This is a genomic window from Empedobacter brevis, assembly GCF_965118635.1.
Lineage (GTDB): Bacteria > Bacteroidota > Bacteroidia > Flavobacteriales > Weeksellaceae > Empedobacter > Empedobacter brevis_A.
Genome location: NZ_CBCPHV010000010.1, coordinates 11,762 through 37,707 on the forward strand (window position 1 = coordinate 11,762; position 25,946 = coordinate 37,707).

General features: G+C 29.8%; 20 protein-coding genes. 12 read left to right on the forward strand and 8 right to left on the reverse strand.

Going from position 1 to position 25,946, the window contains the following annotated elements; translation table 11 throughout:
* Positions 1-6 precede the first annotated feature (6 nt).
* Entirely contained in the window at positions 7-3,870 is a 3,864-nt protein-coding gene (gene porU / locus ACMHJW_RS11900; protein WP_413533639.1) for a type IX secretion system sortase PorU, read from the reverse strand.
* Between the two features lie 164 nt (positions 3,871-4,034).
* Here porU and gldJ point away from each other — a divergent pair, with 164 nt between their 5' ends.
* The 4 genes from gldJ (at position 4,035) to ACMHJW_RS11920 (ending at position 8,744) form a co-directional block, all read left to right on the forward strand.
* Positions 4,035-5,663, forward strand: a complete 1,629-nt coding sequence (gene gldJ / locus ACMHJW_RS11905; RefSeq protein ID WP_413533704.1) for a gliding motility lipoprotein GldJ — start codon at positions 4,035-4,037, stop codon at positions 5,661-5,663.
* A 65-nt stretch (positions 5,664-5,728) separates the two neighbouring features.
* Complete coding sequence (locus ACMHJW_RS11910; RefSeq protein WP_413533640.1) at positions 5,729-7,009, forward strand: UDP-N-acetylmuramoyl-tripeptide--D-alanyl-D-alanine ligase; 1,281 nt, start codon at positions 5,729-5,731, stop codon at positions 7,007-7,009.
* A gap of 107 nt (positions 7,010-7,116) precedes the next feature.
* Entirely contained in the window at positions 7,117-7,548 is a 432-nt protein-coding gene (locus ACMHJW_RS11915; protein WP_413533641.1) for a hypothetical protein, read from the forward strand.
* A 92-nt stretch (positions 7,549-7,640) separates the two neighbouring features.
* Positions 7,641-8,744, forward strand: a complete 1,104-nt coding sequence (locus tag ACMHJW_RS11920; RefSeq protein ID WP_413533642.1) for an endonuclease — start codon at positions 7,641-7,643, stop codon at positions 8,742-8,744.
* Positions 8,745-9,136: 392 nt separating this feature from the next.
* On the opposite strand, the gene fsa is transcribed toward ACMHJW_RS11920, so the two are convergent.
* Both fsa and ACMHJW_RS11930 read right to left on the reverse strand, forming a co-directional pair.
* On the reverse strand, positions 9,137-9,793 hold the full coding sequence (gene fsa / locus ACMHJW_RS11925) for a fructose-6-phosphate aldolase (RefSeq protein ID WP_413533643.1): 657 nt from the start codon (positions 9,791-9,793) through the stop codon (positions 9,137-9,139).
* An 81-nt stretch (positions 9,794-9,874) separates the two neighbouring features.
* Positions 9,875-10,627, reverse strand: a complete 753-nt coding sequence (locus ACMHJW_RS11930; RefSeq protein WP_413533644.1) for an SDR family NAD(P)-dependent oxidoreductase — start codon at positions 10,625-10,627, stop codon at positions 9,875-9,877.
* A gap of 187 nt (positions 10,628-10,814) precedes the next feature.
* Here ACMHJW_RS11930 and ACMHJW_RS11935 point away from each other — a divergent pair, with 187 nt between their 5' ends.
* The 5 genes from ACMHJW_RS11935 (at position 10,815) to ACMHJW_RS11955 (ending at position 17,124) form a co-directional block, all read left to right on the forward strand.
* Positions 10,815-11,567: a hypothetical protein gene (locus ACMHJW_RS11935; protein WP_413533645.1), complete on the forward strand. Its 753-nt coding sequence runs from the start codon at positions 10,815-10,817 to the stop codon at positions 11,565-11,567.
* Between the two features lie 183 nt (positions 11,568-11,750).
* Positions 11,751-13,793: a S9 family peptidase gene (locus ACMHJW_RS11940; RefSeq protein ID WP_413533646.1), complete on the forward strand. Its 2,043-nt coding sequence runs from the start codon at positions 11,751-11,753 to the stop codon at positions 13,791-13,793.
* Between the two features lie 105 nt (positions 13,794-13,898).
* On the forward strand, positions 13,899-15,761 hold the full coding sequence (locus ACMHJW_RS11945; protein ID WP_413533647.1) for an ATP-dependent DNA helicase RecQ: 1,863 nt from the start codon (positions 13,899-13,901) through the stop codon (positions 15,759-15,761).
* Between the two features lie 2 nt (positions 15,762-15,763).
* Positions 15,764-16,705: a methionyl-tRNA formyltransferase gene (fmt, locus tag ACMHJW_RS11950; protein ID WP_413533648.1), complete on the forward strand. Its 942-nt coding sequence runs from the start codon at positions 15,764-15,766 to the stop codon at positions 16,703-16,705.
* 131 nt (positions 16,706-16,836) lie between these two features.
* Complete coding sequence (locus ACMHJW_RS11955) at positions 16,837-17,124, forward strand: HU family DNA-binding protein (protein ID WP_019975917.1); 288 nt, start codon at positions 16,837-16,839, stop codon at positions 17,122-17,124.
* Between the two features lie 123 nt (positions 17,125-17,247).
* Here the strand turns inward: ACMHJW_RS11955 and ACMHJW_RS11960 are convergent, their stop codons facing one another.
* Together ACMHJW_RS11960 and ACMHJW_RS11965 are read right to left on the reverse strand one after the other, a co-directional pair.
* Complete coding sequence (locus tag ACMHJW_RS11960) at positions 17,248-18,630, reverse strand: MFS transporter (RefSeq protein ID WP_413533649.1); 1,383 nt, start codon at positions 18,628-18,630, stop codon at positions 17,248-17,250.
* A gap of 14 nt (positions 18,631-18,644) precedes the next feature.
* Complete coding sequence (locus ACMHJW_RS11965) at positions 18,645-19,970, reverse strand: DcaP family trimeric outer membrane transporter (RefSeq protein ID WP_413533650.1); 1,326 nt, start codon at positions 19,968-19,970, stop codon at positions 18,645-18,647.
* A 586-nt stretch (positions 19,971-20,556) separates the two neighbouring features.
* Between ACMHJW_RS11965 and ACMHJW_RS11970 the strand changes: the two genes are divergently transcribed.
* Positions 20,557-21,396 carry a GNAT family N-acetyltransferase gene (locus ACMHJW_RS11970; RefSeq protein ID WP_413533651.1) on the forward strand — a complete coding sequence of 280 codons (840 nt, stop codon included), beginning with the start codon at positions 20,557-20,559 and terminating at the stop codon, positions 21,394-21,396.
* Positions 21,397-21,424: 28 nt separating this feature from the next.
* Here ACMHJW_RS11970 and tyrS read toward each other — a convergent pair whose 3' ends face one another.
* Both tyrS and ACMHJW_RS11980 read right to left on the reverse strand, forming a co-directional pair.
* Positions 21,425-22,627 carry a tyrosine--tRNA ligase gene (tyrS, locus tag ACMHJW_RS11975; RefSeq protein WP_413533652.1) on the reverse strand — a complete coding sequence of 401 codons (1,203 nt, stop codon included), beginning with the start codon at positions 22,625-22,627 and terminating at the stop codon, positions 21,425-21,427.
* Positions 22,628-22,827: 200 nt separating this feature from the next.
* Positions 22,828-23,301, reverse strand: coding sequence for a YciI family protein (locus ACMHJW_RS11980; protein ID WP_413533653.1), 474 nt, complete (start codon positions 23,299-23,301; stop codon positions 22,828-22,830).
* 82 nt (positions 23,302-23,383) lie between these two features.
* On the opposite strand from ACMHJW_RS11980, the gene ybaK reads away from it, so the two are divergent.
* Positions 23,384-23,875: a Cys-tRNA(Pro) deacylase gene (ybaK, locus tag ACMHJW_RS11985; protein WP_413533654.1), complete on the forward strand. Its 492-nt coding sequence runs from the start codon at positions 23,384-23,386 to the stop codon at positions 23,873-23,875.
* Between the two features lies 1 nt (position 23,876).
* Here the strand turns inward: ybaK and ACMHJW_RS11990 are convergent, their stop codons facing one another.
* Positions 23,877-24,875, reverse strand: a complete 999-nt coding sequence (locus tag ACMHJW_RS11990) for a redoxin family protein (protein WP_413533655.1) — start codon at positions 24,873-24,875, stop codon at positions 23,877-23,879.
* 285 nt (positions 24,876-25,160) lie between these two features.
* Here ACMHJW_RS11990 and ACMHJW_RS11995 point away from each other — a divergent pair, with 285 nt between their 5' ends.
* Positions 25,161-25,931, forward strand: a complete 771-nt coding sequence (locus ACMHJW_RS11995; RefSeq protein ID WP_413533656.1) for a hypothetical protein — start codon at positions 25,161-25,163, stop codon at positions 25,929-25,931.
* Positions 25,932-25,946 lie beyond the last annotated feature (15 nt).

Sequence of the window (25,946 nt, forward strand, 5' to 3'; positions counted from 1 at the left end):
TAATTTTTATTTTAATATAACAAGTTTTTCAACTGCTGCTGCTGATCCTTTACAAACAGTATCATCAACACCTTTTACGTTGACCTTGTAAATATAAACGCCTTTTCCTATTTTATCTCCAAAATCGTCCAGACCATCCCATTCTATTGCATATTTTCCTGTTCGATATCCTTCTCGAAAAGGTTCTGCAGAAACTGTTTTTCGGATTGTTTTGACTAATTTTCCTGAAATTGTAAATATCTGAACCATTACATCTAACTCAGAATCACAATTATGTTCAAAATGAAAAAACGTATTTTTCGTAAATGGATTTGGCCAATTTAGCAATTTATCAATATGCAATTGTCCAGTTCCATTTTCCATTACTACAAAGTCTAACGTTGCAGAATTAGAATTATTGTTGATGTCCCAAAATTTTAAATTTACCGTATGTTGACCAAGTTCTAGATTTTTTAATTGATACATCACTTGACCTTTCTGATAATCTTCAAAATTCTTATTGACACATGGATTTGCATCTCCACCATCGTAATAATCATTTAAGACATATGCATCTTGCACTTTGCCATCAATTGTCGCAACAATATCATGTCCAATACTTGATCCAGTTGCATTAATCCCTGTATTATCTGTTAAACAACCAACCAAATAAGGTGAACGATCTGTAATTCCTCCATTTGCAAAATGAAGATTGTTCATATACAATTTTCCTTGTGGGCGTTCGTCATCATTTAATCCTTCTTCATTTATTCCTTCAATTGTTATTGTTTTTAAATTTGATGCATCTTTCCCATCTTTTTCATCCCATGCATAAAACTTTATTTTACGATCACCTAATTCATAATTAATATCTTTTGGAATATAAAATTGGATCGTGAATTCACCATTTTGTACTTTTCCTGTTCCTTTGTAAATTGTTTTATTTTCAGTTTGAAAAGTTTTTCCTGCCCAATCTGACTCTGATAAAATCGTTTTTGTTTCAGATTTTTCGTATAAACTAATTGCAATTTTTCCATTAAAATTATTATCAATGGAAGCTGCATTTAATTGATTAATCTTTCCTGTAATTGTTATAAAGTCTAATGCTTTCATCTTTCCTCCAGATAATGCATCAATATCTTTTTTATTTTTAATACTTAATATCTCAATTTCTTGCTGTGGACGATGAATTGATAACATTGGATCCCCAAGGATACTTACACTTTTATTATTCGGATGTTTTGGAGAATAACTAATTTTTGATTGATTTAAGGCTTTTCCAATTGTTTGATTTTCTAATCCATCTTTCATGAAAAATTGTTCAATCAAATAATTATTCATCGAATCGCCATAACCTGTTCCAATTGGACGATTGGTTGTAATCATTGATAAAGCTCCACCATTTGGATTTTTTAACATAGATTCTCCAGCAGAATTATATTGTGGCAAGTCCCAAATTGTAAAATCACAAGTTACAGTTGTAACAATTGGTAGACGTGAATATGCAGCATTGAAATTAGATAAATTTGTTAATTCTTCTGCTGTAATTATTCGTTCTTGTGCCCAACTTCTAGGTCCTCCATGGCCATAATACATCAAAAAATTAGAACCTAATTCTATTGCATTTAAGATCGCTTGATTTACAGTTGGATATCTAACTCCAGCAGAAGTACTTTCAAGTTGATGAGCTCCAGAGTATATTTTATTAATTGTATAAATCTGATTTTCAGATTTAGAAAATTCAGCATCAATCTTTTCATCTAAACCTGGTGTATTAACATTATTATCATTGTCTGTAACAGCCACAAGCTTTGTTCGCCAATCTCCATACGATGTTCCTTTACCTTGTACTTTATCGTAATATGAAATTATTTTATCAACCAGAACTTTTGCTTCTCCAGAATTTGATGCAGGAATTCGTCCAACAGCTATTTCAAACCAATTAGCATCATATCCATAAATACCGTCAACTCCATTATTTAGCATTTTTACATGATTAGATAACATTGCAAAATAATCGTCTGTCGCAATCGATTTATCAATATTCTCTGAAGGTTCGTCTGTAAAAGTTGGGAGATAATTCGTAAAATCTTTTATTCTATTTTTAGGATCATAGGTTGTTGCGCCAAATAGAACACCATATTCTAATTTTGGACTTAATCCATCTTTTAAAAATTTAAAGAAATCGCGAATTGCAATCGGATCTTGACTTCCTGATGAAAAATCATTGTAAACTTGTTCCGTTGTAACAACAGCTACATTTATTTTATCATGCTTTCTTCTAAAATCTGCTAAGCGCGTTGCTTGATCAAAATATTTTGGATGTGAAACAATTACATAATCAATATCCCTCAAACTACGAATATCTTGATTTGCTACTTTTCCTACATATTTTGCATCTGTAAAAGCATTTTCATCTTTGAAAGCGACAAATTGATTAAGGTAATTTTCACTAAATTTATATAAATTATTTTGTGGAACAATTGAAGATATTGAATGAAAATCAGAAACATTCCATACAGAAACATTAGAAGCATTATTCAACGAAAAAGCATTAATATTTCCTTTATTCATATCTTCTAAAAACTGAAAAGTGAATTGTTCATTGTTATAAGTTAGACCATCTTTGAAACGCAATTGTAAATAATCCAAATAGACTAATCCAGAAGGATTTGTTCCATTCGTATTAATTGCAATATCAATCGTATTTGAATTTAAAGATATTTTATCATCTCGAAGAATTCTATTAAATAGAGAGCTTCCTAATGAATTACTAAAAATTTGCCCGTTTACATTAAGATTAAAAGAAGTATTATTGGCATTTTTACCAACAATAGAAGAACGTAAATATGCTTCTCCTCCCTTTACAGCATTTGCTTTGAACGTTTTTTTGAAACCATCTTTCAATCCAATATTTTCTCCAACCCAAATTTGACCAAGTCCATTCAAGTTAATCGAATCCTTTTTATGAAACTGTAAATTATCAAAAGTTGAAAATGTTTTAATAGGATTTCCATTTAGTGATTGCTCACCTACTCTTTTTCCATTTTCACCATTAAAACTGATAAAATAGTAAGCAAAATCATCATACAAATTATAACGAAGTTTTACATTTTCTAAATTTGTTGTATTATTTCTATACCATTGATGTGGCCCTTTTGCATAAAACAAAACATAATCATTGTTATCAAAACTTCCGTCTTCACTTCCAACAAATTTTATTGGAATTTCATTTAATGCTCCTTTTCTTTCTTCCGTTAAATTTTCCATCAAACGACCTTCTCCATTTCCATATATTTTTAACGATTTTGGATTAAAGTTGGTCGGAATTCCATTTTTCGTAAAGAAATTTTTATCTAGTTTAAAAACTCCATCTTTCGAAACTTTTATTTTATACCAATCACCAGATTTAAGAACACTTGAAGTAGAATTATCAGTTAATCTTTGCGCAAAACTTCGTTTAGATTGAGCTAATTTCGGAACAATTGAAAAAGATTCTATTTTTAAAATCTTATTGTTCTGCTTAACAAATGGTACAACTTTAACAATTAGTTTTTGTTGACCATTTTTGTCTATAATATTATAAGAAGAAAAATTAATTTTATCTGTAATTGAAGAAGTATTCAAATCAGCCAACTCATTCTGAACATCTTTATATTGAATGTTTGACAATTCAACTTCTTGATTTGTAGTAGTTAATTCAACCACAAATTCTGGAAGAAAATATCCTCCAACAAAATAATTATCTTTATTCGAAAAGAATGGAACATTCACCGTATTTCCATTCGATAAAGAAATTGTTTGATTATTCTCCCAATTAATTTTGTAATTTTGACTAAATAATTGAGGAAATTGAAGTAAAGTTGCAACTAAAATAAAATATTTCTTCATGTCTGAATAACGCTATTTTGACAAATATATTTTCAATCGTAAAATAAAAAAATAATTCTTACGTTTGATACAAGAAATAAAGCATTTTTTCGTTGTAAGATTAATGTCAAATGCTTTTATTTGCATTAAATTTAATTTTCGAAAACCAGAAATATTCTATGAAAATGAATAAAGGACGTATTTTTTCTCTTGCCCTTGCAGCTGTTACTATGAGTGTATTCATGGGTTGTGCAAGCAGTTCAGGAAAGAAAAAAGGAGGTGGAACAAAAAATTTCACAAGCCGTACAGGATGGAAACCAAACGATAACAAAGGTTGGTTTTTTTCAGGTAAAAAGAAAGAAAATATCAAAGCATGGCCTGGAATGGTTTTCATCGAAGGTGGATCTTTTACAATGGGAATTACGAAAGATGACGTGTTACACGATTGGAATAATTCTCCTGTCCGTATGCAAGTAAAATCTTTCTTTATTGGTGAAACTGAGGTTACAAACTACGAATACAAAGAATACTTAACTTGGTTGAAAGTTGTTTTCCCTCCAGAAGACACGCAATACAAGGACATTTATAATGGAGCATTACCAGATGAAACTGTTTTCAACAATCAATTATCTCGTGATGATTTCTCTACAGAAAACTATTTATTTTCGCCAGAATTCAGTTATTATCCTGTAGTTGGTATTTCTTGGTTACAAGCCGTTAACTATTGTGATTGGTTAACTGATCGTGCTAACGAAAAAGCATTAATGAATAAAGGTATTTTATCGAAAGATTATTATGCTAACGAAGAGTACAATTATGGTAATAAAACATTTAGCGCAGAACAATATAAGTTAGGTGATACAAATGTAAATGAAGCGATTGATTCGACTAAAATTATGAGAGCGAATCAAATCAAAACGCAAAATACGCGTATCTTAAGAGCGAATCGTGCGACAAGTTCTTTAGAAGTTCAGCCTTTCCGTTTACCAACTGAAGCTGAATGGGAATATGCAGCATTAGCTTTACCAGGAAATCGCGAATACAACGAATACAAAGGGAAAGAAGTTGCTCAAAATAATCTAAGAGTAACAAAAGGTGCTCAAAGAGGACAATACTTAGACAACTTCAAACAAGGTCGTGGAGATTACTCTGGTATTGGAGGATTTGGTAACGATGGTTCTGCAATTACAAGTGATGTTCGCAAATATCCATCAAATGATTTTGGTCTTTACGGAATGTTAGGTAACGTTGCTGAGTGGGTTTCTGATGTTTATCGTCCAATTATCGATGAAGAAGCGAATGATTTCAACTACTATCGTGGAAACATCTTAAAAACTAAAATTGATAATGGTACAGGAGGTTTCGAAAAATATGACGAAACAAACGTTGAGTACGATACATTAGACAACGGAAAATTAGTTTACAGAGGATTACCAGGTTCTTATAAAAAACAAACACAATACGATTTAACAAACTATCGTGATGGTGATCCTAATTCTTCTTTATCGCCACGTGCAGAAGAAGGAAAAACTGCTGATGAAGCAACAGAAGATATGTACAATGCTCCTCTACGTAAATTTAGAGTAGATGAAAAAGGACGCGTAATCTTAGAAAAAGATTCTGGTAAACGTACTTCTGATATTTCTGATGAAACTCGTGTTGTAAAAGGTGGTTCTTGGAAAGACCCAATTTATTGGATAGATCCAGGACAAAGACGTTACTTGCATCAAGCGCAAGCTACAAACTGGATTGGTTTCCGTGTAGCACAAGAATACACAGGAAGTTTCGAATCAAAACGTAAAAGAAGAGGATAATAATCCTTCTCAAAATATTTTAAATCTCGTTGATTAATTTCAGCGAGATTTTTTATTTTTACAACATGAAAACAGCAGAAATATTCGATCAATTTCTTAAATCGAAAATCGTTACAACTGATACACGCAACATCTCAAAAAACTGTATCTTTTTTGCTTTAAAAGGAGCTAATTTCAATGGAAATACATTTGGTCAAGAAGCCATCAACCAAGGTGCTGCAATGGCAATTGTTGACGAAAAAGAGTTTGAAAATAATAATCAAAATATTTTCCTTGTCGAAGATGCTTTAGAAGCTTTACAAGATTTGGCAAGAACTTATCGCAATTATTTAAAAATTCCTTTCATCGGATTAACTGGTTCAAATGGTAAAACAACTACAAAAGAATTGATTTCGGCTGTATTAAAAGAAAAATTCAGAACACATTATACATTTGGAAATTTAAATAACCATATTGGCGTTCCTTTAACAATACTTTCTATTCCAGAAGATACAGAAATCGCTGTAATCGAAATGGGTGCAAATCATCAAAAAGAAATCGAATTATTAGCTTCTATTTCTCAACCCGATTTCGGTTATATTACTAATTTTGGGAAAGCGCATTTAGAAGGTTTCGGAGGTTTTGAAGGTGTTATCAAAGGTAAATCAGAATTATATGATTATCTTCAAATGCATAACAAAACAGCTTTTGTTAATCTAAACGATCCTATTCAAGTCGAAAAAACGAATAATATCAATCGAATTACTTTTTCTGATAAAAATAATGCTGATGTTCAAATTGAATTAATCGAAAACGAAACTGAATATTTAGCTGTAGAATATGACAATTTAATTATACATTCTCATCTTACAGGAAACTATAATTTCAGCAATATTTCTTGTGCAATAGCAATCGGACAACATTTCGGAATTGACCGTGATACTATCAAAAATGGAATTGAAAATTATTTTCCTTCAAATAATCGTTCGCAAATAATTACTAAAGAAAATTATAAAATTGTGATGGATGCTTACAACGCAAATCCAAGTAGTATGGAAGCTTCGTTTTATAATTTTGTAAAATTCGACGGTTCTAAAACAATTGTAATTGGCGATATGTTTGAACTTGGCGAAGAATCAAAAGCCGAACATCAACGTATTTTAGATTTAGCTGAACAATTAGACTTTGATCAAATTTTTGTTTTAGGACACAATTTTAGCGAAACGATTACAAATAATCCAAAAGTTCAAAAATTTGAAAACCGCGTTGCTTTTGAAGATTATTTAAAAAAGAATCCTATTAAAACTCAAAATATTCTAATCAAAGGTTCACATGGCATGAGACTTGATTTATTAGAAAATATTTAATTAAAATAATTTAAAAATCAATGCTTAAATCAATCTTTTTAACTCTCTTTTGCTCAGTAACTTTTGCTCAATCTCAATCCATAATTCATTGGAAAAAAGATTTTAAAATGAATTATGAAAACTTCAAAAAGAAACCTACTCAAACAAAAACTCCTCAAGGTTTTTTGGATTCTAAATTAGGATGGCAAATTGCTGAAATAGATGGAGAAATACCAGAACTAAAGGTTTTTAATAAATTTGATGAAAATAATTCTTGGATTTCGATGAAACATGCTGGAATTCTAAATGAAATGCAGCTACAATTTGATTTATCTGAATTGTATGCACGAAAAATAAGAAAAGATTTTGAAAATCTTAGAACACAAAAAGTAGTCAATAAAGAAGCTTATAAAGCCAAATTTACATCTGGATCAAACAATTTTCAAAAGAGATTAAGATCAATTGCAGGAGTTTCTCTCAACCAACCAGATTTATATAAATTACTTAATAAACAGATTCAAGATTCTTTAGTAATTTATCAGGCTTATATATCAGATTAATTTAACAATATATAAACTTTAATTTTTTTAATTTTGAATAATAATAAATATAAGCTGTGATTTTTCACAGCTTTTTTTAACACATTTGGTTTATGAAAAAAATTTTATACTCTTTAAGTCTTTGTGCTTTTAGTATCACTACTCTAGCACAAGCTCCTAACGGCTATTACAATACAGCTACAGGATCTGGTTATGCATTGAAAACTCAATTATATAATATCATTAAAGGTCATACAACGAAAAGTTATGATGATCTAAAAGGTTTATACAGACAAAAAGATGCTGATAATGGTTTTCAGGATAAATATTATGAGAAAGACAATACAATCTTAGATATATATTCTGAAATTGCTACGGCAAAAGATCCATATAATTTCACACCAGGTCAAAAAGAATGTGGAAATTATAAAAATGAAGGTGATTGTTACAATAGAGAACACTTGGTTCCGCAAAGTATATTTAATAAAAAATCTCCTATGGTTTCTGATCCTTTTCATATTTGGCCTACAGATGGTAAAGTAAATGGAATGAGAAGCAACTATCCTTTTGGTGTTGTTGGAAATGCTACTTATACTTCACTCAATGGCTCAAAGTTAGGAAATAATAAAAATTCTGGTTATTCTGCTGGATATTCTGGTATTGTTTTCGAGCCTATTGATGAATTTAAAGGAGATATTGCTCGTGCCTATTTATATTTTGCAACGCGTTATCAAGAAAATGGAATTCAAGGTTGGTCTTATGCCATGTTTAACGGAACAAAAGACAAAATTTTTACAGAAACTTTCTTGAAAATTTTATTGACATGGCATTTAAATGATCCTGTTTCTGATCGAGAAAAAGACATTAATGATTTAGTATATAGATATCAAAAAAATAGAAACCCATTTATTGATCATCCAGAATATGTAGAAAAAATTTGGGGATCAAATTTAGCAAGTTATGATTTTGAATATCAAAAACGTGATGATATTTCAGTTTACAATTTTACAAATCGTTCAGTAAAAGTTAAACTTGAAAATAATTCAAAATCTATTCAAAAAGTTTCTGTATTTAATTTCAACGGACAATTAATAGATGAAGTTTCTAATTCTTCAAATCAAAAAGAAATTGAAGTTAAGTTTAAAACGCCAGGAGTTTATATCATCAAGGTTGTAGGAAACCAAATGGAAATAAACAAACGTGTAGTTATTAAATAACTAAAATAATAATAGAATTAAAAAATCCTTCGCTAGCAAAAGTGAAGGATTTTTTTTGAGTAGTAAATGAGTAAAATTATTAGTCATTATTGATATTTTTTTTAAAAAAAGTACTTCCATAAAGAAACATTATTAATAATAGAGGAATACCAATTATGACTGATAACAAAATAAATAGTTTTAACATACTGATGAAAAATATTTTCGTTTCTAATACTTTATACAATTTACTAATAGTTCGATTATATTATTCATAATAAAATACCTTTTTTAATAAATTAATAATATTTTTATTAAATCAATAATTTTCAGCTTTCTAAAATTTTAAATTCATAAAAAAAGTCGCTTAAAATTAAGCGACTCATATATTATAAGTATTTTACTTAAAAATCTTATTGATTTCCCTTTTCGTAATCAGCTAAGAATTGAGCTAAACCAGAATCTGTTAAAGGATGTTTTAATAATCCTAAGATTGAAGATAAAGGTCCTGTCATTACATCAGCTCCAATTTTTGCACAATTTACAATATGCATTGTATTACGAACTGAAGCAGCTAAAATTTGAGTTTCATATAAATAGTTATCATAAACCAAACGAATTTCTTCGATTAAGTTTAAACCATCTGTAGAAATATCATCTAAACGTCCGATAAATGGAGAAACGTATGTTGCACCAGCTTTTGCTGCTAATAATGCTTGTCCTACAGAAAAAACTAAAGTTACATTAGTTCTAATTCCTTTTGTAGAAAAATATTTACACGCTTTCACACCATCTTTTGTCATAGGAATTTTAACTACGATTTGAGGATTTAAAGCGGCTAAAGCTTCTCCTTCTTTTACCATTCCTTCAAAATCTGTCGAAATTACTTCAGCAGAAACATCTCCATCAACTAATTCACAAATAGCTTTGTAGTGATTTAAAATATTTTCTTTACCTGTAATTCCTTCTTTTGCCATTAAAGATGGATTTGTTGTTACACCATCTAAAACTCCTAAATCTTGGGCTTCTTTAATGTCAGCTAAGTTAGCTGTATCGATAAAAAATTTCATTATTGTCTGTATTTCGTTGAAACAAAATTAAGAATTAAATTATAGAAAACCATTAATCTTAAAGATAACCTTAAAAATATTTTATACCGCTGTATATCCGCCGTCAACAAGGTAATATCCGCCTGTCATAAAAGATGCTTTATCAGAACTTAAAAATAAAACCAATTCAGCAACTTCCTCTGGTTTGCCCAAGCGTCCCATTGGATGTTTCGTAACAAGTAATTCTAGATAGTCTGCACTCAAATTGTTTGACAACAATGGAGTCATTATATAACCTGGGCCGACAGCATTGCATCGAATATTTTTTGGACCATATTCTGCTCCAATATTTTTAGTCAATCCTACAACTCCATGTTTTGCAGAAGTGTAAGCAGAACTCATTGGTGCCGCAACTGTTCCATGAATAGAAGCCATATTTACAATAGATCCTCCTCCATTCTTTTCCATTGCTTTCAACTGATATTTACAGCCGTAAAAAACACCATTAAAATTGATATCAATTACTTTCTTCCAAGCATCTATCGAATAATTTTCAGTTAATTCAGCAGGTCCAGCAATTCCAGCATTATTACAAGCAATATCAAGCTTTCCGTAAACTTCAAGTGTTTTGTTTACTAATGCTTCATTATCTTCTGGTAACGAAGTATCAGCCTTAAAAAATATTGCTTCTCCTCCATTCTTTTTAATGATTTCTACAACCTCATTACCTCCTTTTTCATCAATATCAGAAACCACTACCTTAGCTCCTTCTTTTGCATATAATTCGGCTATTGCTTTTCCTATTCCAGAACTTGCTCCAGTCACAATCGCAACTTTGTTTTTTAAACTTGACATAATTTTATGATTTTAATTGATTAAAGTTAATCATTTAAAATCGGATATATAAAACATTTAGTAGAAATAACATTGTTTAAAATCATTTAATTTTATTCTTTATTTTGAAAAGAATTTCTAGCTTATGAGTAAATCTAGTTTAAAGCAATTCTAATTTTTTTATATTTGATGTAAATAACTCTTTTTAATGAAAAATCTTATACTAGCATCTCTTTTATGTGGCTTATCGACACTAAATGCACAAGAAACAAGTGATTTTAAATACATTAATATTCCTGAAAATTTTTCTGACTTCAATAAGGATCAATATCAATTAAATAATAGATTAAGATATTTATTAACACAAAAAAAATATGAAGTTTTACCTTCTGACAAATCTAATTGGCCACAAGAAGTAGAACAAAATCCTTGTTTAGCTTTGAATGCTGATATTTTTAAAGTTAAAAGTTTTTTGAACAATAAATTAGAAGTAAAATTTACAGATTGCTCTAATAAAACTATCGAAAAATTTGAAGGAACTTCTAAAATAAAAGAATATGACAAAGGTTATCAAGAAGCCTTAAAATTAGCGTTAAATTCTTTGAAATCTCAAAATGCTAAAGTTTCTACAACAACGATTCAACCGAAAGAACAACAAACGGAATCGACATATATGCCCGAACCGAAAGGAGTTCAAGTTACAGCGACGAATTTGTTAACTGATGGAAAAAATACTTTCCAGAAAATTGATCTTCAAAATGGTGGTTTTATGTTGATGTCTGAAAATGGAAATCAAGTTATTGCGAAATTTGAACCAACTTTAAAAAATGGTATTTATAGAGTTATCGTTACCAAAGGAGATTCGAAATATTTTTCTGTAGGTTATATCAGTGGAGATACAATTTCGTACGAAGCAAATGAAAATAATAATTGGAAAGAAATTAAATTATCTGCTAAATAATACGATTATGAAAACGATTTTATCAAGTTTATTTCTATTGGCTCTAACATCGCTTCAGGCACAAAATATTATTTGAACGGAAATAATATTATCATCGAATACAAAACAGGTGATAAATTTTGGTCAACTACAACTTATTCAAAATAAGTTTTTATAGTACATTTGCACCTTAAATAGTAGAAAATGCAAGCACCTATTGCTAAAAAAATAGAAAAAAAATTAGAAAAACACGGAGATATCCGTATCGATAATTATTATTGGTTAAATGATCGTGAAAATAAAGAAGTGATCGATTATTTGAATCAAGAAAACGAATATACAAAAGCTATTTTAGCGCCAACTGAAACCTTACAAGGCAAACTTTTTGAGGAAATGAAATCACGAATCAAAGAAGATGATTCGTCTGTTCCTTACAAAATGAATGGTTATTGGTATTTAACAGAATTTCAGAAAGGGAAAGAATATCCAATTCACAAACGTAGAAAAGATAGTTTAGATAATCCAGATGAAATCCTTTTCGATGTTAATACAATGGCCGAAGGTCATGCATATTATAAATTGGGCGGACTTTCTATTTCTCCTAATAACGAAATGTGTACGTTTGGAGTAGATAATGTTTCTCGTAGAATTTATACAATTCAAGTTAAAGATTTGAAAACAGGTGAAATTTTACCTGATAAAATTGAAAATACAACAGGCGGTTCTGTTTGGGCTGCAGATAATCAAACTTTATTTTACACACGCAAAGATGAAACTTTGCGAGCTTACCAAATTTGGAAACATAAATTAGGTACAAAACAAGAAGATGATCGTTTAGTTTTTGAAGAAACAGACGATACATTTTCTGTATATGTTTACAAATCGAAATCTAGAGATTACATCATTATAGGAACATCGAGTACCGTTTCAGACGAATATCGATATATCAAAGCAAATGAACCAGATGCTGAATTTAAAATCTTTCAAGAAAGAGAACGCGATTTAGAATATTCTATAGAACATTTCGGAAACGAATTTTATATTCAAACCAATAAAGACGATGCATTCAACTTCAAACTAATGAAAACTCCTATTGATAAAACGGAGCAAGAAAATTGGGTTGATGTTATTCCACATCGTGAAGAAACTTTTATTGAAGGTTTCGAAATTTTTAAGAACTATTTGGTAATTGAAGAACGTACAAATGGTTTAATCCAAATGAATATCAAAGCTTGGGACAAATCAGAAGATTACTATTTACCATTTAACGAAGAAACATATACAGCTGGATCTGGAACAAATCCTGATTTTGATACAGATATTCTGCGTTATGGTTATACTTCTTTAACTACGCCAACTTCTGTCATCGATTTTAATATGAAAGACAAAACTTCGGAAGTAAAAAAAGAACAAGAAGTTTTAGGAAGTTTTAATAAAGAAAATTATGTTTCTGAACGTATTTGGGCCGAAGCACGGGATGGCGAAAAAGTAGCAATTTCATTAGTTCGTCGCAAAGATACAAAGCTATCTAGCGAAACTCCATTGTTATTATATGCTTACGGATCTTATGGTTACACAATCGAGCCTAATTTTAGTTCAGTTCGATTAAGTTTACTAGATCGTGGTTTTATCTATGCAATTGCACATATTCGTGGTGGTCAATATCTAGGTCGAGAATGGTACGAAGATGGAAAAATGTTAGAAAAGAAAAATACATTTTTTGATTATATCGACTGTGCAAAATATCTAATTCAAAAAGACTACACTTCTACTCCACACTTATACGGAATGGGAGGTTCTGCTGGTGGATTATTAATGGGAGCTGTAATAAATTATGAACCAACTTTATTCAACGGAATCGTAGCACAAGTTCCTTTTGTAGATGTTGTAACGACAATGTTAGATGATACAATTCCTTTAACAACTGGAGAATACGACGAATGGGGAAATCCTAACGATAAAGAATATTATTTTTATATGAAAGAATATTCTCCTTATGATAATGTCGAAGCGAAAGCTTATCCAAATCTTTATGTTTCGACTGGTTTACACGATTCTCAAGTACAATATTGGGAACCTGCAAAATGGGTTGCTAAACTAAGAGATTTAAAAACGGATAATAATATTCTACTTTTAGATACAAATATGGATACAGGACATGGCGGTGCTTCTGGCCGATTCGAATCCTTAAAAGAAGATGCAAAAGAAGATGCTTTCTTATTTATGTTAGAAGGAATCACAGAATAATTTCTAAAAAGCCAACAGTTAATGTTGGCTTTTTGCTTATAATGAAAATAAAACGTATTAATTATTCGATTATTAATTACTAAATTTACAACAAAGCTTTGTAATTTGACACCAAAAGAAATTCTTTTTAAATATTGGAATTATCCTTCTTTCAAAACGCCACAAGAGGAAATCATCACAAGTGTTTTGGAAGGAAAAGATACGTTGGCAATTTTACCAACTGGTGGAGGAAAATCTATTTGTTATCAAGTTCCAGCAATTATTTTTGATGGATTAACCTTGGTCATTTCGCCACTTATTGCGCTGATGAAAGATCAAGTTCAGAATTTACAATCCAAAGGAATTCCAACGGCGTATATTACCAACGAAATAGATCAGAATACAATTGGTAAAATTTTAGACGATTGTCAAAATAACAAAATCAAATTGTTATATGTTTCTCCAGAACGCTTACAAAGTAGAGTTTTTGTAGAAAGATTGAAACAAATCAATATCAGTTTACTTGCTGTTGACGAAGCACATTGCGTTTCTGAATGGGGACACGATTTTCGCCCTGCATATCATCGTATTTCGAGATTAAAAACGATTCTTCCAAAAGTTCCGATCTTAGCTTTGACTGCAACTGCGACAGAAAAAATTCAGCAAGAAATTATTGAAAAACTTGAATTGAATCAGCCAGAAGTTTTTAAATCTTCTTTAAAAAGAGAAAATCTTTCGTACAATGTTTTTCTTTCTGCTGATAAGAAAAACGATTTGATTTATTATTTAAAAAAATATCCTGGTTCTAGTATTATTTTTGTCCGAAATAGAAAATTGACTTATGAAATTGCTAATTTTTTAAGCCAAAATGGATTTGATGCAGATTATTTTCACGCCAAATTAACGAAAGACGAAAAAGAAGAAAAACAGCGAGATTGGACATTGAGTAATTCGCGAATTATGGTTTCGACAAATGCATTTGGAATGGGGATCGACAAACCAAATGTTCGTACCGTTTTTCATATCGATTTGCCGCAAGGAATCGAAGCTTATTATCAGGAAGTTGGTCGTGCTGGACGAGATGATAAGGAATCGCTTGGAATTTATTTATATAATCCTGACGATCGTATTCAAGCAGAAAATATTTTCAAAGCAAATTTGCCTTCGCAACAAGATTTTATTAAAATTTCGAATTGTTTATTCAGTCAATTGCAATTAGCTGAAGGCGAATTAACCGAAATGAATTATCAGTTGGATATTCCAAAATTCGCTGAAAAATTTAGTTTAAATCTTAAAATGGTTCTTCAATTTTTAGAATTTCTAAATACGAAAGAAATCATTCAGCAAAAAAATTATTCTCAAAATAGTACAATTCAAATTTTAGCTTCGCCACATTCTGTTAATTTAAATGAAAACCGAATTTTTGATTATTTGCAACGTCATTATCCTGGAATTTATACATACAACAGAGAAATTTCGGAAAGTAAAATGGCTTTTGAATTGCACATGAGCATTGGCGATATTAGAATTATTTTGCACGAATATGCAAAAAATGGTTCTATTGATTATTCGGATCGGTTTCTAGCACGATTTAGATTTCTTGTTCCACGAGATTCTAATTCATTTAAAAATAAATTATGGAAAGATTTTGAATCAATTCAAGTGAATAATTGGAAACGTTTGCAAGCAATGGCTTACTATGCAGAGCAAAATACAATTTGTAGAGAACGCTTATTGTTTGGTTATTTTAATCAAAAATCTGATCAAAATTGTGGAAAATGCGATGTTTGTTTATCAAAAAAACAAACCGAGAACTTCAATTCTACCGATTTGATTGATTATTTGAAAGAAGGAACAAAAACGCAAGCAGAAATCCTTTCAAAATTCATAAATTCGCCAAAAGATAAAATTGTCGAAGAATTACAATATTTGATCGACGAAATGCGAGTTCAACCAATTGGATTCGATTCTTATAAACTAATAGAATAAAAATGCGAGTAGTCTTTATGGGTACGCCGGAATTTGCGGCGACATCTTTGAATGAAATCAATACAAATAGTCATCACGAAATAGTTGGAGTTGTTACTGTTCCAGATAAACCTTCTGGTAGAGGACAAAAGATGAATATTTCTGATGTAAAAAAATATGCCGTAGAACATAATTTACCTTTGGCACAACCAGAAAAATTACGAGACGAAGCTTTTATAGAAACATTAAAAAGTTGGAATGCTGATGTTTTTGTAGTTGTAGCTTTTCGTATGTTGCCACAAGTGGTTTGGTCAATTCCTTCGAAAGGAACTTTTAATCTTCATGGTTCTCTTCTTCCGCAATATCGTGGCGCTGCGCCTATCAATTGGGCAGTTATGAATGGTGACAAAGAAACTGGTGTAACGACTTTTTTAATTGATGAAAAAATTGACACTGGAAATATCTTAATTTCTGATAAAGTAGAAATTGGAGAAAATGATAGTGTTGGAAAAATTCATGATGAATTGATGCAAATCGGAGCCAAATTAGTGGTAAAAACTTTGGATGGTTTGGAAAATGATTCATTAAAACCTCATCCACAAGATGAAACGACAGAATTGAAACATGCTCCTAAAATTTTTAAAGAAGATTGTAAAATAGATTGGAACGATTCTATAACTAAAATTCACAACAAAATTCGAGGACTTTCTCCTTATCCATGTGCTTGGACAACTTTTGGAAATGGCGAAAATTACAAATCCTTAAAAATATATGCTGGATTGAAAACAGATATTCTTGTTGAAGGAGAAAACTATCAATTGATTTTACAAAAAAATAATTTATATGTAAATCTACCTCAAGGAGTTTATGAAATATTGGAACTTCAACCTGAAGGAAAGCGCCGTATGACAGCAAAAGATTTCATTAATGGAAACAAAAATGAGGATGTTTTATTCGTAAAATAAGTACTTATTACCGGCTTTCGATACAATTTTCTTAAAATTTTGCATTTTTTTTGATTTTTTTTATGTTGAAACTTGCACAAATAAAGGGAAAGAGTATATTTGTGTATAAATTAATTTAAAAAGTTACAACTATGAACAAATCAGAACTTATCGATGCAATTGCAGCTGACGCTGGAATTTCTAAAGAAGCTGCTAAAAAAGCCTTAAACTCATTTACAGAAAATGTAACTAAAGCTTTAGCAAAAGGAGACAAAGTTGCTTTAGTAGGATTCGGTACTTTCTCAACTTCTGAGAGAGCTGCAAGAACAGGTATCAACCCACAAACTAAAAAAGAAATCAAAATTGCTGCTAAAACAGTAGCTAAATTCAAAGCTGGATCTGAATTATCAGGAGCTGTTGATACAAAAAAGAAAAAATAATATTTCTGATACAATAAAAATCCACTCAATTGAGTGGATTTTTTTATGCCAAGTTTTTGGTATTAACTTCAAAAAAATCCTTCAAGTTGAAAGCTTGAAGGATTTTTTAATCATATTATAGATTTAATTATCTTCTGTTAAATCTGTTTTATAGGTTTCTGGAATTGTAAAATAGTTTACTAAAATCGCAATAAAGATTAAAACCAATGGATATGCTAATCCGATATAAGGCGACATTGCTGCCGAAACAATAATCGTACTTTTTATTAATTCTGTTATAAAAGTTGTTGCACCTCCAATAAAACCATTTCCCATATTTTGAGCAAATCCCATACTTGTATAACGAATTTTTGTTGGGAAAATTTCTAACATAAAAGCACCAAGCGGACCATAAGTTGCTGCACCAGCTATGGAAGTAATTAAACTAACGATAATAATTCCAAAAATTGCTAAATTTGAAATATCATGAACTTCTTTCAATCCTTCTGGATTTCCTAATTTCATGTATAACAAAAATGATAAAGGAATTAAAATAAAGCTACAAATCATTCCGCCTAACATGACAGGTTTACGACCAATTTTATCACTTAATGCTCCAAACCATTGATAGAAAAATGAGCTAAATAATGTAGAACATAAAACAACGATTAAAACAGTTTCGTAAGGCAAATTAACAGCTCTTTGTAAAAAGAAAAGTGTCACGAATAACGTTGTTTGCATAATTGTACTTTGTGCCGCATTTCCTCCAAAAATTGCTTTCAACATCAATTTTACATTTCCTGGTGTTGTAAAAGCATCTTTAATTGGTGTTTTCGATGTTTTTCCTTCTTTTTTTAATTGTTCGAAAATTGGACTTTCATGTAAACGCTGACGAATAAAATAGCTTAAGATAACTAATATTCCACTAAACAAAAATGGGATTCTCCACCCAAAAGTCGCAAAAGATTCTTCTGATAAAAATGTTTGCGTTAAGAAAACAACCAATAAACATAATAACAATCCAATTGGAACAGTAGCTTGAATAAATCCTGTGTAAAAACCACGTTTTTCTGCTGGAGCATGTTCTGCTACATAAATCACTGCACCTGCGTATTCTCCACTAATTGCAAGTCCTTGCATAATACGACAAGCTAATAATAAAACTGGTGCAAACCATCCTACACTTTCAAAAGTTGGGATACAACCTATTAAAAAAGTTGCTGCTCCCATCATTATTAAAGAAACTAAGAATGAATATTTTCTTCCAATGCGATCTCCGATGCTTCCAAAAATTAATGATCCTATTGGACGAAACATAAAGGATGAAACCACAACAGCAAGAGTTTCTAAGAAATGTGAAGATCCATCATTTGGGAATAATTGTGTAGAAAGTACACTTGCTAAGATGATTGCCAAGAACATATCGTACCATTCGATTAATGTTCCAACAGATGATGCTAAAATAATTTGGAAAATATTATCTTTCTTCGCCTCTGTTTGCGAAGTATGTAAAGTATTTGTACTCATTTTTTTGTGTGATGTTAGAAGTTAAATAATGTTGTAAGTTGAAATCTATTATTATTTGCTAAGTATTTGTTTTCTGTTCCTGTCCCTTTAATTGTCGCATCTGCCCATTGAGCTGTACTACGATCATATTCTAATCTAAATTTTAAGGCTTTGCTTAATGTAAAATCTAAACGAGGAACTACTTTATACAAATAATTTACAGTGCGTGTGCCTGGTGTAGCTGAAACTGCTCCCCAATTTGTTGTAACACCATAAGATGTTGATGCAATTGCATCTTCAACGGGATCTTTAACACCATTATTTCTAACATATCCTGCAAATAATCCAAATGAAAATTTACCTTTCGAATTTTGTTGTAAATCAATCCACATACTATGTGTATTCATCGGTTTATAAGTTTCAAGTGCTGTCGGACTTGTTTGATACCCAACAATTCCTCCAAGCTGTACAAAAGAAGAAGCATCTTGCATCAAATATCCAGCAACCGTTACTTGTAATGGTTTTGTATTCAACTTAGAATAAGCCATAAATGAAACACTTTCAACTCGTTCACTCGATTTAATAGGTGGATTTCCAGAAGATAACTTTGGTTTCAAATTTTCATATTGTGCAGCAATTCCTGCTGTAAAAACTTGTGATTTGTATTGCAATTGTAAATGCGCAGCTGGCATTCCACTATTGCGAAAAGCTTCTGTATTTGGCGTAAAATCACGTTGAGAATGTAACGCTGCAATAACTTTTAATTTATCCGTAAGTTTATGCGTTAAACGAACTTGTGGATTACGATTCAATGCATAAACTGGAGCGCCTGTTCCATAATTCGCAACATTTGGTAAAGCTTCCAATACGACAAAAGGATGCCAATATTGTCCAATCCCTAATTGCGTCTTTTCCCAATCAAACATCACATAAGCGTGACGTAAACGAAATTCATTTATTCCTCCTTCAGTCGCACCAAAAAACTCTCCCTCCAAAATTCCTGAAGTTTTAGCTCCTAACAATTCTGGTCCTTTTAAGTTCACTCCTGCTCTTGAAACAATTGACAACATATGAAATTTGGAAGCATTATTTATATCAGCACCATTTACGTCCAACAATCTATCTTTAGGATAAAGTGGAACCAAAACCTCTCCTGCTCCAATCATTTGACGCGTATCCATAAAAATATCATTTCTGATAAATCCGTAAAACTGCACATCAACTTTATCAGGATTAGCTTTTTGTTCTTTCAATTCCTGTTTTTCTACAACTATACTATCTGTCGAATTCTGTTGAGCAGAGACAAAGCTATAGCTGCAAAACAAGCTTAAGAGAGCTAATTTTGTTAATTTTTTACTCATTTTTTTGTGATAATTTTGAGCAACTAAAATAGTCAAAAGAAAAAAACTAACAAATGTTCGTTAATTATTTATTAATAAATTTTATTAACATTATTGAATCATTAAAATTTTGAGTAATTTTTAAGATATAAATATTTTCAAAGCGATTTTTGGAAATAATTTTGAGGATTTCACATTTTTATTGGTGTATTTTATACACTTTTATTGAATTCTTCGAAGAATTTTTAAAAAAAAATCGAGAGAAGAATATTGTTTCAACAAATGAGGAGAAATTTAGACTTCTCTCGTAGTTTTAGTTTTAAAAATGTTCGCAAATTTATTAAATACTGAATTTTGTTTAGCATTATCAGTACTAAGCTTATGTTAAATCATAAAAAATAAAAGTTTCCTTAATTATATTTAGTATCTTCTACACAATTTTTAAAATTAATGCATAATTATTCAGTCTATAATACCAAATAAATTAGATTTTTATCAAATTCAAATTTGTTGATTGAAATAAATTTAAATTTTTTACTAATTTTTTAAGATTTTTTTTAGAAAATTCTTAATTCTAGAAGCTATTTTTGCTAGGCAAATTACAACTATGCAAACAAACATTGAAATACATTCATTAACTCACGCTGATTTGAAAGAATTATCTGCTTTGTATAATCTTTCTTATCAAAATTATTACGTTCCTATTAATCTTTCTGCTGAACAATTTCAGGAGAAATTAAAAATGGAAGATATAAATCTTGACTATTCTGTAGGTGCAAGCATTGATGGAAAATTAGTTGGTTTCTTACTTTACGGAATAAGAAATTATAACCATGTGAAAACTGCTTACATAGGCGGAACTGGAGTTTGTCCTGATCATCGTGGCAAGAAAATAACGCAACAAATGTTAGATTATAGTTTTCCAAGACTTAAAGATGAACATGTAAAAAATATATTTTTAGAAGTAAACACTAAAAATGATTTTGCGATAAATGCATACGAATCTTGTGGTTTTGAAAAAACTAGAACGTTAAATAGTTATAAAGGAATTCCTATTTTGGTTGTTAATCCACTGCATGGAATTGTAGAATTTGACGATTTAGATTTAATTACAAGTGAAAATTTTTGGGATATAAAACCAACTTGGAAAAATGATATCCAAAGTGTAAAAAACATCATCAAAGATTGCCAAATTAACGGAATTTACGAAGATGATATTTTAGTTGCTTATAAAATTATCAATAAAAAAAATACGCGCATTTACCAATTTGGAGTTCATCGCGATTACAGAAATCGTTATTTAGCTTCTATTCTTTTCAGTGATCTGAAGAATAAAGAAATAAAAATGATAAATGTTGATGAAAGAGAACTTTCTACAAATGATTTTATCCAATCATTGGGATTAAAATTATATGATAGACAATATGAAATGAAAAAAGAATTATAACGAAAAAGCCTCTTTTTAGAGGCTTTTTTTAGTTCAATTCGAAGAAATCTCGTTTTCCTATTTTAATTTTGTTTCCAGATTCTACTACAAAATCTTCAAAAGGATCTATATTTTTATCTCCATTAATTTGTACTGCACCGCTTTCTATCAAACGTCTAATTGCATTTCTTGATAAATCGTTCTTTAGTTGATGACAAACATCTAACAACGTAACTTTTTCATTTTCGAAAGTTAATGAATCAATTTCAACTTTTTCGAAAACTCTGTTTTCATCATTTCTTTTCTGAAATTGATTATTAAAAAATTCTTCCGCTTTTTCAGCTTCAACTTCATTATGATATTGAGTTATGATATTTTTTGCAACTAGTTTCTTAATCAACATTGGATTATCTATTTTCAGACGTTCCACTAAATTTGCTTTTTCTTCTATTGAAAAATCGGTTGCTAAAGCAATATATTCTTCTAATAAATCGTCTGGAATTGACATTGTTTTTCCAAACATTTCATTTGGTTCATCAGTTAATCCAATAATATTATTCAAAGATTTACTCATTTTTTCTTTTCCGTCAGTTCCTCTCAAAAGTGGCATACACAATACAATTTGAGTTGCATCTCCATTGGTTTCTTGCAATTGTCGTCCCATTGTACAGTTAAATAACTGATCTGTTCCTCCCATTTCGATATCAGCATTTATTTGAACCGAATCATAAGCTTGTAAAATTGGGTAAACCAATTCGTGCATTGCAATTGGAGTATTTTCTGTAAAACGTTTATTAAAATCATTTCGGTGCATTAATTGTGCAACTGTAACTTTTGATAATAATTGAATAACATCAGAAAAAGGTAAACGATCTAACCAATCAGAATTAAAAACAATTTCAGCTTTATCTACATCAATAATTTTAGATAATTGATTAATATAAGTTTCTGCATTCATCTGAACTTGTTTTTCGTTCAATGGTTGACGGCTTTTATTTTTTCCTGTTGGATCTCCAATTTGAGCCGTAAAACTTCCTACTAAAATTACAATTTGATGTCCTAAGTCCTGAAATTCTTTCAATTTCTTCAAAACTACTGCATGCCCAAGATGTAAATCTGGTGCCGTTGGATCAAAACCTAATTTAATTCGTAAAGGTCTATTCTCTTTTTTAGCTAATTCTAGTTTTTCTTGTAAACCATTTTCTGGTAAAAAAATAGCTACATTTTCTTTTAACTTTTTTAGATTTTCCATTTTTTTAAAATAAAAAAGCCCGAGCTAAACTGCTCGGGCTTGTAGATTATAATTATATTTTTGACGTACAAAATTAATACGAAGTATACACATAGTCTACCCGAGCAAATATTGTACGATAATAAGTGCTAAAAAATGGTAAACGTAATATGTGTTGTAAAAACTTCATTTGTAGTGCAAAGTTAATAATATTTTTTATTTTAAGGATTCTCTTTCCAAATTTTATCTGAAGTCTCTAAATAAACGGGAAGTGCCGCTGATCCATACCAATTATAAATCTCAACAGCTAACAATTTTGCTTCTATTGCTGGATCTGTTTGCAGAATTTTTTCCAATTCTTCTTTCGTATCTACATCTTGAAATATAAAAATCCCTCGATAATTCTTTTCATTTTTTCCCATTGGACCAACAACTACTATTTTTTTTTCTTTTACTAATCGATTTATATTCGCCAAATGACCTTTAAATTTTTCAGTAATTAGATTATTATCAGTTGATTGATTAGATCCTGTTTTTAGAATAACAAAGAAATAAGATTTCATTCCATAAGGATCTGCTTTCAATTCTTTCGCTAAAGTTTCATCATAATTAGGATTAGATTTTTGAGCAAATGAAGTAAAAGAGATGATGAAAAGCAATAAGAAGTATATAAATTTGATTTTTGATATTTTCATTTCGTTGTATAATTTTATTTTTAATACGACTAAAATAGTCTAAAAAAGTTTTTCGTTATAACTTTGTATAAATTATTATAAAATGAGCAATAAAACTGCTAAAACAAATGCAGTCCGAATTTTAGATACACTCAATATCTCATACAAATTACGTGAATACGAAGTTGACGAAGAGCATGTTGATGCGCTACATGTTGCAGAATCTTTGGGTGTAAATCCAGAAGGAATTTATAAAACATTGATCTTAAAAGGAAATGTAGAACCGTACATTGTTGCTGTGATTCCTGCAAATACACATCTTGATATGAAAAAATTTGCAAAAGTTTCTGGAAACAAAAATTGTGAAATGCTTCCTTTGAAAGATTTGCTAAATGTTACAGGATACATTCGTGGCGGTTGTTCTCCAATTGGCATGAAAAAACAATTTCCTACCTATATTGAAGAGCTTGCGATTCTACAAGATCAGATTTGTATAAGTGCAGGAAAAAGAGGTTTACAAATTATACTAAATGCGGAAGATTTAGGAAACTTAATAAATGCTAAATTTGAAGATATTACACAATTCGATTTATAATTTATTGATTATTAAGGATCAATTTCTCTAAAATAGTTGGAAATTTAGCTTCATCTTCGAATGTAAGATCTGGATTTGCATAGACAATTATTCCATTTTTATCAATCACATAAGTTGCTCTATTGTTATAACCCAAATTATTATATGAGTTATAAGCCAACGAAATTGCATAATTTTCATCGTTTAGATACGTAATTTTATTCGTTCTTAAAGCTGATTTCCACAATTCTAATAATGGATTTGTAGAACTAGAAACTGCATAACTTTTTACATTTTCTAACAATGGATTATGATCAATTAATTGAATTTGAGCCGCACATGTCATTGCAGATTTAGTATCAATAGAAGTAAAATCTGGTAAAATTTGACCACTAAAAGCGGCAGGATAAAAAGTTAATACTTTAAAACTCGATTTATCATCTAGAAATTTCTCTGTCGAATTATTCTTATAATTTGGTCCATTCAAGATAAAATCTGGCGCTTTATCACCAACTTTCAATGTTTTATTTTTTACGAAATCTATTTTAATTTCATCTGTTTTTAATGCTCTTTTAACTAATCTTTCAAGCGGTTTCAAATGTTCACCTTGCGCACGATAATCATTATCTCGCATCAAAATTTTATTATTCTGATCGACTAAAAAAAGAACAGAACTTTCTACTAAAACATTACCAGCATTGTGAGTTGGGATTATAGAAGATATAGTATTTTGATTAAATGGTTTTAAGCCAACTGACTTATAAATTTTTCCAGCTGCATCATATATAACTGTGGTTCCATCTAACTTATTCTGATTTGAATTCTCATTGAAAGCAAAACTTTGTGGCATTTCTTTGCTCCATTTATCCTCTTCATTTACAACATAAATTACATCAATCTTTGGAGAATTCTGAGAAGTAAAAGCTAAATTCTTTACAAAATAATAATTCAGCGACGTTGTCATCATGCTTGCATACGAATTTGTTTTGTACAAACTTGGCGTAAATACAATAATCTTCATGTTTGGAGATTTTTCCAAATTTTCAATTTTATTTATCGGAAATTGAGATCCAACATTCAGATTTTGAGCTTTTAAAAAAGTAAAACTCAACACAAAATAAATAAACACGAAAAATCTTGACATAAAAATTTAATACTTAATTAATCTATTGAATAAACAAGCACAAGTTAATCCTTTTCTTTATTTTGAAAAAATGATAATTAACAAGATTTAAATAGCACAACTCTTTTCCTCTAAATCAACTATATTTGTATCTATTTTTAACTATAAAAAGTCTTATATAAAATGGAATTCAATGTTAGCAATGCTTTGAAACAATTAAATACTGATTATTCTGAAGATAAGGCTTCAGAAATTATCGAAAATCTATTGTATAATCCAACTGATTTTTCCGATGAAGATCATGAAATAATTGATGAATTGGGCGATAAATTCTTACGAATTGCAGCTCAAATATTTGTTGAAGATTTAGCATACGATTTCAATACTTTAGTGAATTATTGGGAAGCTTTTATTGGACAATTAACGGAAGAACAATCTCAAAATTTATTGAATTTTGCAATTGAACAAACTGATGTTGATTTTGTTGAAGATTTTATTATTGGCTATCGAAAATTTTACACAAATCCGAAAGAAAGTATTACGTTTTTTAATAAACTAAACGAAAATGAACTTTATGAAATTAAATTTTTCAAAGCTCGTTGTTATGAAGTTTTAGAAGAAAACGAAAAAGCTGTTGAGGAATATATTAATTATTTAAATTCCGATTATTTTAAATTACAAGAAAATGCAGAACAAGCTGCTGTAAATACTTTTTACATTAGTCATACAATTGCTCCATTATTGGTAAAAATGAAAAAGTACGATGAAGCGAAAGTATATTTCGATAATGTTTTAAAGAATATTGAATTTGAAGATTATATTGCAAATTTCGAAGATTCTAATCATCAAGAAATTAAATGCTTTTTAGAAGATTATGTTACAAGTTTACAAGAAATTGGAGAGAAAACAGAAGCAGAAAACGTTTCTAAAAAAATAATTGAATATTTTTCTTAAAATTACAACATTCGT

Excerpts from the sequence above, each read along its gene's own strand:
- porU (WP_413533639.1), bottom strand. The coding sequence starts at position 3,870 with ATGAAGAAATATTTTATTTTAGTTGCAACTTTACTTCAATTTCCTCAA.
- gldJ (WP_413533704.1), top strand. The coding sequence starts at position 4,035 with ATGAATAAAGGACGTATTTTTTCTCTTGCCCTTGCAGCTGTTACTATG.
- ACMHJW_RS11910 (WP_413533640.1), top strand. The coding sequence starts at position 5,729 with ATGAAAACAGCAGAAATATTCGATCAATTTCTTAAATCGAAAATCGTT.
- ACMHJW_RS11915 (WP_413533641.1), top strand. The coding sequence starts at position 7,117 with ATGAATTATGAAAACTTCAAAAAGAAACCTACTCAAACAAAAACTCCT.
- ACMHJW_RS11920 (WP_413533642.1), top strand. The coding sequence starts at position 7,641 with ATGAAAAAAATTTTATACTCTTTAAGTCTTTGTGCTTTTAGTATCACT.
- fsa (WP_413533643.1), bottom strand. The coding sequence starts at position 9,793 with ATGAAATTTTTTATCGATACAGCTAACTTAGCTGACATTAAAGAAGCC.
- ACMHJW_RS11930 (WP_413533644.1), bottom strand. The coding sequence starts at position 10,627 with ATGTCAAGTTTAAAAAACAAAGTTGCGATTGTGACTGGAGCAAGTTCT.
- ACMHJW_RS11935 (WP_413533645.1), top strand. The coding sequence starts at position 10,815 with ATGAAAAATCTTATACTAGCATCTCTTTTATGTGGCTTATCGACACTA.
- ACMHJW_RS11940 (WP_413533646.1), top strand. The coding sequence starts at position 11,751 with ATGCAAGCACCTATTGCTAAAAAAATAGAAAAAAAATTAGAAAAACAC.
- fmt (WP_413533648.1), top strand. The coding sequence starts at position 15,764 with ATGCGAGTAGTCTTTATGGGTACGCCGGAATTTGCGGCGACATCTTTG.
- ACMHJW_RS11955 (WP_019975917.1), top strand. The coding sequence starts at position 16,837 with ATGAACAAATCAGAACTTATCGATGCAATTGCAGCTGACGCTGGAATT.
- ACMHJW_RS11960 (WP_413533649.1), bottom strand. The coding sequence starts at position 18,630 with ATGAGTACAAATACTTTACATACTTCGCAAACAGAGGCGAAGAAAGAT.
- ACMHJW_RS11965 (WP_413533650.1), bottom strand. The coding sequence starts at position 19,970 with ATGAGTAAAAAATTAACAAAATTAGCTCTCTTAAGCTTGTTTTGCAGC.
- ACMHJW_RS11970 (WP_413533651.1), top strand. The coding sequence starts at position 20,557 with ATGCAAACAAACATTGAAATACATTCATTAACTCACGCTGATTTGAAA.
- tyrS (WP_413533652.1), bottom strand. The coding sequence starts at position 22,627 with ATGGAAAATCTAAAAAAGTTAAAAGAAAATGTAGCTATTTTTTTACCA.
- ACMHJW_RS11980 (WP_413533653.1), bottom strand. The coding sequence starts at position 23,301 with ATGAAAATATCAAAAATCAAATTTATATACTTCTTATTGCTTTTCATC.
- ybaK (WP_413533654.1), top strand. The coding sequence starts at position 23,384 with ATGAGCAATAAAACTGCTAAAACAAATGCAGTCCGAATTTTAGATACA.
- ACMHJW_RS11990 (WP_413533655.1), bottom strand. The coding sequence starts at position 24,875 with ATGAAGATTATTGTATTTACGCCAAGTTTGTACAAAACAAATTCGTAT.
- ACMHJW_RS11995 (WP_413533656.1), top strand. The coding sequence starts at position 25,161 with ATGGAATTCAATGTTAGCAATGCTTTGAAACAATTAAATACTGATTAT.